The sequence below is a fragment of the Hymenobacter agri genome, assembly GCF_054778495.1.
In genome coordinates, this window is the sequence record NZ_BAAGZM010000957.1 from 1 (window position 1) to 1,111 (window position 1,111).

The following is a 1,111-nucleotide window of genomic DNA, read 5'->3' on the forward strand; positions in this document are numbered from 1 at the left end:
CAGGGCCAGGCCGACGGGGTTAGCCGGCTCGGGGGCGGGCGTGGGCAGCGCGGCCAGCAACGGCAGCGCGGCACAGAATAGCACGGGTAGTCGCATTGCTTGATATTTTAAAACAGCCAACGTTTTTCCGGCCGTACACCCAGCGCTTGGCCCACCCACAACGGGGCTCCGAACGCAGAAAGACCCCGGCACAAGCCGGAGCTTTTCGAGCGGTTTCCAGGGTTTAAGAAGGCTTATTTATTAGTCGGCGCGACGGCAAACCTTACGGGCACGGTGAAGCTAACCGCTACAACCTGACCGTCCTGCCGGCCGGGGATGAAGCGCGGCATAGTCTGTACGGCTTGCAACACGGCGGCATCGTAATCGGGCGAAAGGCCCTTTACGATTTTGGCGTCGCTTACATTTCCGTCCTTCGTTACGGTGAACGAAGCGAATACGCTGCCCTCCTTGGGGTTGGCTGCCAGCGCTTCGGAATACTTAATGTGGCTCTGCAGGTATTGCATGATGGCTTGCGCATTGCCCCCGCCCGGCAATTGCGGCATTTGCTCAACATAGGTGTACACTTTTGGGTCGGCAGCCGGGGCGGGCGTGTTGCTAATGGTGGGCGGCGGAGGGGGCGGAATGTCGCCCTCGTAGAACCCGTTGGGCTTATGCTGAGAATTGTACTGGCTGATTTCGGCTGGCGTTTTTCCGGCTGGCGTTACGGCATCGGTACCGCGCTCGCAGGCCACGGCCACGAGCAGCACGCCCAGCAGGGGCAGCGCGAGCCACTGTTTCCAGCGGCGAACGGGATGGGTTTTCTGCATCATGGCAATACGACTGAGGGTTTGGGAATGGGAGAAGGAATGCGCAAGCGGAACCGGGAAACCGAGGCGGCTGGCCACTTGCCGGGCCAGCAGTTGGGAGTAGGAAAGGGAAACGGAAGGGACAGGCGAAGCAGGCTCGTGTAGGGCGGCAGCATCGGCCAGGTATTCGTGGGTGAGGGCCAGGGCCCGGGCGCACAGGTGCACGAAGGGGTTGAACCACAGCGCGACGCGCAGCAGCTCCAGCAGCAGGCGGTCGGCGGTGTGGTGCTGGCGCACGTGGGCCAGCTCGTGGGCCAGCACCTGGC

At 62.6% G+C, this 1,111-nt stretch carries 1 protein-coding gene; it reads right to left on the minus strand.

Going from position 1 to position 1,111, the window contains the following annotated elements:
* Positions 1 to 233: 233 nt before the first annotated feature.
* Positions 234 to 1,111: energy transducer TonB (locus tag ACYVDE_RS23680; protein ID WP_460503981.1), on the minus strand; the 878-nt coding region annotated here is incomplete at its 5' end.